Annotated in this window: 3 protein-coding genes; all 3 read right to left on the reverse strand. The window is 43.6% G+C overall.

Features of this window, described 5'->3' with window-relative positions; genetic code table 11:
• Positions 1-125 precede the first annotated feature (125 nt).
• Entirely contained in the window at positions 126-2,021 is a 1,896-nt protein-coding gene (locus tag BJP37_RS17975; protein WP_075900765.1) for a sensor histidine kinase, read from the reverse strand.
• Positions 2,022-2,024: 3 nt separating this feature from the next.
• The gene (locus BJP37_RS41230; RefSeq protein ID WP_075900767.1) at positions 2,025-2,672 is read right to left on the reverse strand and encodes a response regulator transcription factor; all 648 of its coding nucleotides are present in this window, start codon (positions 2,670-2,672) and stop codon (positions 2,025-2,027) included.
• A 584-nt stretch (positions 2,673-3,256) separates the two neighbouring features.
• On the reverse strand, positions 3,257-4,870 hold a 1,614-nt coding region (locus BJP37_RS17985), incomplete at its 5' end, for a ShlB/FhaC/HecB family hemolysin secretion/activation protein (RefSeq protein ID WP_198954097.1).

The following is a 4,870-nucleotide window of genomic DNA, read 5'->3' on the forward strand; positions in this document are numbered from 1 at the left end:
TCCCTCTTCCCTGCTCCCTGCTCCCTGCTCCCTGCTCCCTGCTCCCTGCTCCCTGCTCCCTGCTCCCTAAAAACCAGAAATTTGTACCTCACAAGTCGTATAATTGCTATATATAATACCTAGTTTCAAAACCAAAATCGACCTTTACTGACAGACCAAGTGAGTTCACAAACTGTTCCTTTAGGAGACAAAAAAGATCGCTTAAACCTTCCCCCTAGTTGTCGCTCTAGTGCTTTAGCTTGTTTAGTTCCCCGACCTCCTGAACGCTTATATTTCTTGGGTTGAGATGATGAGCTAATGCCCAACCCATTATCTTGAATGCGAATAATATTCATACCTTCTGTTTGGGTGCAGGTAACTTTCAGACGAGTCACCCCTTTAGCATATTTACCGACATTGCACAATGCTTCTTCCATAAATCGACACAATCCTCGCTTCTGTTCGATACTTAATGGCGGAGTATCGATTGGGTCAAATTTTATAATTTTTACCTGAATGGTTTCAAAGCAAGGAAAGTTTAAAGCTAGGGTATTGCTATAAACTTGATAGAGAATGTCGTGAGTCGGTTGCTGCAAATCTAGGTCTAAATCAATCCCGATGTGGATACTGCTATCTTGGGTTAGGGTTTCTCGACGCACTGATTCATAAACTGCTCTGAGTTCTTGGTTTAACTGTTCTAGTTGAGAGCGCAATTGCTCATGAGATAAATCCTGATCTTGAGTGCAGCTGAGTATCCTAGCTAAGGTTTGTAATGGTCCATTATGAATGATGTCAAAGGTATAATCAATCATATATTGGCGTTCATTAATGCGGGATTTTAAGGTTTGGTGGTATAGATAGAAGGCATTGATGCTGAAACCATTGACAGTTAAAACGAACCAGGCTGGTACTACAGGTATCCACCAACCCCAAATCAGGAGCAAATAACTTAGTCCCACCAAACTAATCCCAGCAACACTAACACTCAATAAATTCTGTAGCGGTGTCTTAGTTAGTTTAGCGAGGCTGATACCAAGAAACCCCCAAACCATAATCCATATATATTCCCAGCTATCTGACCAAACCCTTAACAAGGGTCGTCCATCGAGAACAGCACTAATGATTTGACTGACTGTATGAGCATGGACTTCTACACCAAACATTAGTCCAGGAGTAGAGCTAGGGATAGCAGAGACATTGACAATATCTTTAGCGCTATGGCTAGTGATACCAATCAGGACTATGCGATCGCGAATCCAGCTTGGATCGATGTTGCCAGTTTGGATATCGTTGAGGGATACGATTCGAAACGGTTTGCGAGCATTGCGAAAATTAATTAGGATCTGATTTCCCCCAGCATCGGCTCTCACATAGCCTCCGGAATTGGGGCGAAAGCGAGTGAGTTCCGTAGTACCAAACTGCATGGCTATTGGGTCATAAGTGCCATTGGTTAGGGAAATTCCTTCTTTAGATAAATACGCTTTTGCTAGCAGTATAGCTAGAGAAAATTTATACTCTCCTTCCCGATTTGAAGTTCCTAGTAAACTGCGCCTGATGTGTCCGTCAGCGTCAGGTATCACATCGGCAAAGCCAACTTGTTCGGGGGGTAAAGTGGGTGGTGGATTAATGGTATTGCCATATTGGTCAGGTAAGGCTTTTTCAATGCCAATCACGGTTTTGATAGCCTGAAATGCTGCGACTAAGTCAGTGTAACCAGGATCAACGGGTAAATCTCTGACGATGTCAATACCAATAGCTCTAGGCTTATAGGTTGCTAGTTTTCTCAGCAGTGATGCTAAGTCTCGATCGGGTATGGGATAGGTACCTATGCCTTGGATGTCTTGTTCATTAATACCAACAATTAGAATTCTTTTATCAATAGATTCCCTAGGACGCCAACGGAGAAAACTATCGAGAGCAATCAATTCTAGACTTTGCAGGACGCCAGTGATGCGAAATAGGATTACTAGTGCGATCACGACTAGTCCTGGCATAAATCCTACCCGCCAGGTTTGAATTTCCTCCTCAGTAAAACGTTTCATGTCTCAATCGATTAGACCGACTTCTCTTGCCCGCTTCTCGGTTTTAATGCGAATATTTTCACCGGGTTTTGGATAAACCCCTAAAACGTCTTGAACTTTAGTCCAATAGTTACGCACGGTGCGCTCGGAGATTTGCATCCGCTGAGCAATGGTTCTATCCTGTAATCCTTCTTCAAAGGCTAAGGTTAGAAGTTCTAACCATTCGGATTTGATTTCCAAGCCTTTTCGCATCCCTTTGGGGGTGTAAATCAATCCCTGAAGTGACCAGTCAACTTTAATTAACATTTCTTTCTGGGGCAGGCTTTTATCTACGATGGTAAAGCCTCCTTCATGTTCATTAATAGCAGGTTTTAAACGGATTAAGGCTTTGATATTAGCGCTTTGAACAACTATATTGAGGGTAGGGTATAGTTTCATTAATGTTTTGAGGAGTTGAATTCCCGTATCGGTTCGGGCAGTATCCCCCTGCTGCTTGGGAATGGAAAGATCGGCAACAACTAAGTCAGGGGATAACCTCTCTACGTATTCTTGAGCGATCTGGGCAGTTTTAGCCGTAACAATTTCTGCCTCTGGGTATTGCTTTTGCAGTTGGCTCACGGTTCCCTCTAGAACCGATTCGTGGTCGTCAATGACAATAATTTTTGGTTTCATAGTTAAGTCTACTTGTTATAGCGCTAAGCCCAAGGCAATAGGCAATAGGCAATAGGCAATAGCTGATCATAATAGCTTTTGCTGCTTTTATAAATGTCAAACACCCACGTTAATACGTAGTGCTATATTTGTTTTATTTTTTGTTGAGATGATTTTAAATTTGTTGTTTATCATTGTGAATTTACCCTTTTTAATTTTTAATTCTTAATTTTTAATTGAACTGGATACCTTAAGCTAATGTGCATTTAACTTTCAGATCGCGACCCTTGTGCAAAAACCGGTCTACCATCTCCCTATCCTTACAAGGGTAGGTTTTTTACAAAGCTTGTAGGGTGGGCAAAAACACTTTGGTGGTTTGGAGTAGTCTAGATCCTCGAAATTTTGCCCACCACTGCCCACAAGTTCCTTACTATAGCAATCCTAATTCAAACCTTGCTGATTTATCCGTTGCTGGTGGGCAGTGCTTACATTGACTATGGCGTGCTGATATTATCTTGCTGATGCACTGCCCACCCTACATCTATCTCTCCATCTCCCCATCTCCCCATCTCCCGACTTTCACAATTTAAATGGGTGAGAGCTGACTAAAACGGCTGGTAGTCTACGGAAAAGTAAATGCCATTGTCTTGCAGTGAGTCCCCCGGATTATCTACCCCGATCAGGGGAATACCATAGTCGAGACGGAGATTAAATCCAGATCCGATCTGCCAACGTAAGCCTAATCCTACACCAGCAATGGTGGCAGGGTTGGGGTGAGGTCCTTGATTATTCCAGGCTGTACCGATTTCAAAGAAAGGGGTTAATTGTAGTCTGGAGTCTGAGGTGAGGAGAATACGTGCCTCTACTCCCCCCAAGATGGCATTATCAGCAATGATTTGATTTTGTCGATAGCCTCTGACGGTATCTCTACCACCTAGAGTGAACTTTTCTAGGGATAGTAAGGAATCTGGGGTGAGTTGAGTATTAATTCGGCTGATCAGCAGAATAGATGGTGATAATTGCTCGACCCACTGGAATTGTCCGACCCAGCTGAAGAAACGCCCATCAGGACTTGAGTCACTAATAGTGGCATCAAAGGCATCAATTCCTAGACTAAACTGGGAGCGGGCGGCTAATACTCGTTCTGGACTGCGCTTGACCCAATCTTGAAACAGCCGAATTACTGTGACCTTGGATGTACCATCTGCTGTGGCTAGAGAGAAGGACAAGGGAATGTCATCGAGTATGAAGGTTTGTCGGTGACGCAGGTCTAAGCCTAAGCCAACAGCGAATTCAGTCTCTGGCGATCGCAATAAGGGCTGACGGAAACTGAGGGAATAGTTCTGGGTTTCACCTCTAATGTTTAAATCCTGGAAATTCTCGGAAACAAGGCGATTCTCACTATTACTGTAGCCCAAGCTCAGGGTTCCTTTACGAGCATTGATGGGGATGGTATACCGAATATCGTAAATGTCGAGTCCTTCGGTTAGACCGTATTCCCCACGAATGCGATCGCCAAATCCGAATAGATTATCATGAGCAGCAAATACACTGACTTGGGTTGAACCAATACTGGGAGAACGGTTGTTTTCTGTCTTGACACCGGTGTGAAAGGCTGGGGCTTCTTTGAGTGTCACCTGTAATATATTACGACCGGGAGTGCTCCCTGCGGTCAATTCCACGTTCACTCGTTCGATTAAGGGGTCTAGCTGCAACAGTTGCAGTGCTTTGACTAGGCGTTGCTGATTTAAGGGTTTAGTAGTAGCAATTTCTAGGGGGCGGAGTACATAGTCAGATCGCAGACGGTTTAATCCATTCAGTTCAATTCGTTCTAGCTCACCCTCAACAACCTGTATTTGCACAGTGCCACTGTCCAGTGCTTGATTATTCAGTAAAAATGCACCAGAGGTAACGTAACCGTTGTTAATATAGAGTTGAGTAATTTTAGAGCGCAGTTCAATTAAATCTTCAAAGGTGACTTCTTGATTTTCAATCTCTTCAATTAATGCTGTAATCTGTTCTTGTAAAACGGTGTTACCGAGCACTTCTACTGTTTTGACTAGGAAACGATCACCGGATGAAGCGATCAGATCAACTCCGGTAGCATCGGTTGGATATAAAGATTTATAGGGCTTACGAAGTTTAGTTGGTTTTGCCCCCCTAACCCCCCAATTTTTCGGTGCGACCCGTGGCGAATTTAATTCGCCAACGGAAAGCGC

The organism is Moorena bouillonii PNG, assembly GCF_001942495.1.
Lineage (GTDB): Bacteria > Cyanobacteriota > Cyanobacteriia > Cyanobacteriales > Coleofasciculaceae > Moorena > Moorena bouillonii.

What these genes read in the sequence shown, in the direction of transcription:
- BJP37_RS17975 (WP_075900765.1), bottom strand. Translation starts at nt 2,021, where the DNA reads ATGAAACGTTTTACTGAGGAGGAAATTCAAACCTGGCGGGTAGGATTT.
- BJP37_RS41230 (WP_075900767.1), bottom strand. Translation starts at nt 2,672, where the DNA reads ATGAAACCAAAAATTATTGTCATTGACGACCACGAATCGGTTCTAGAG.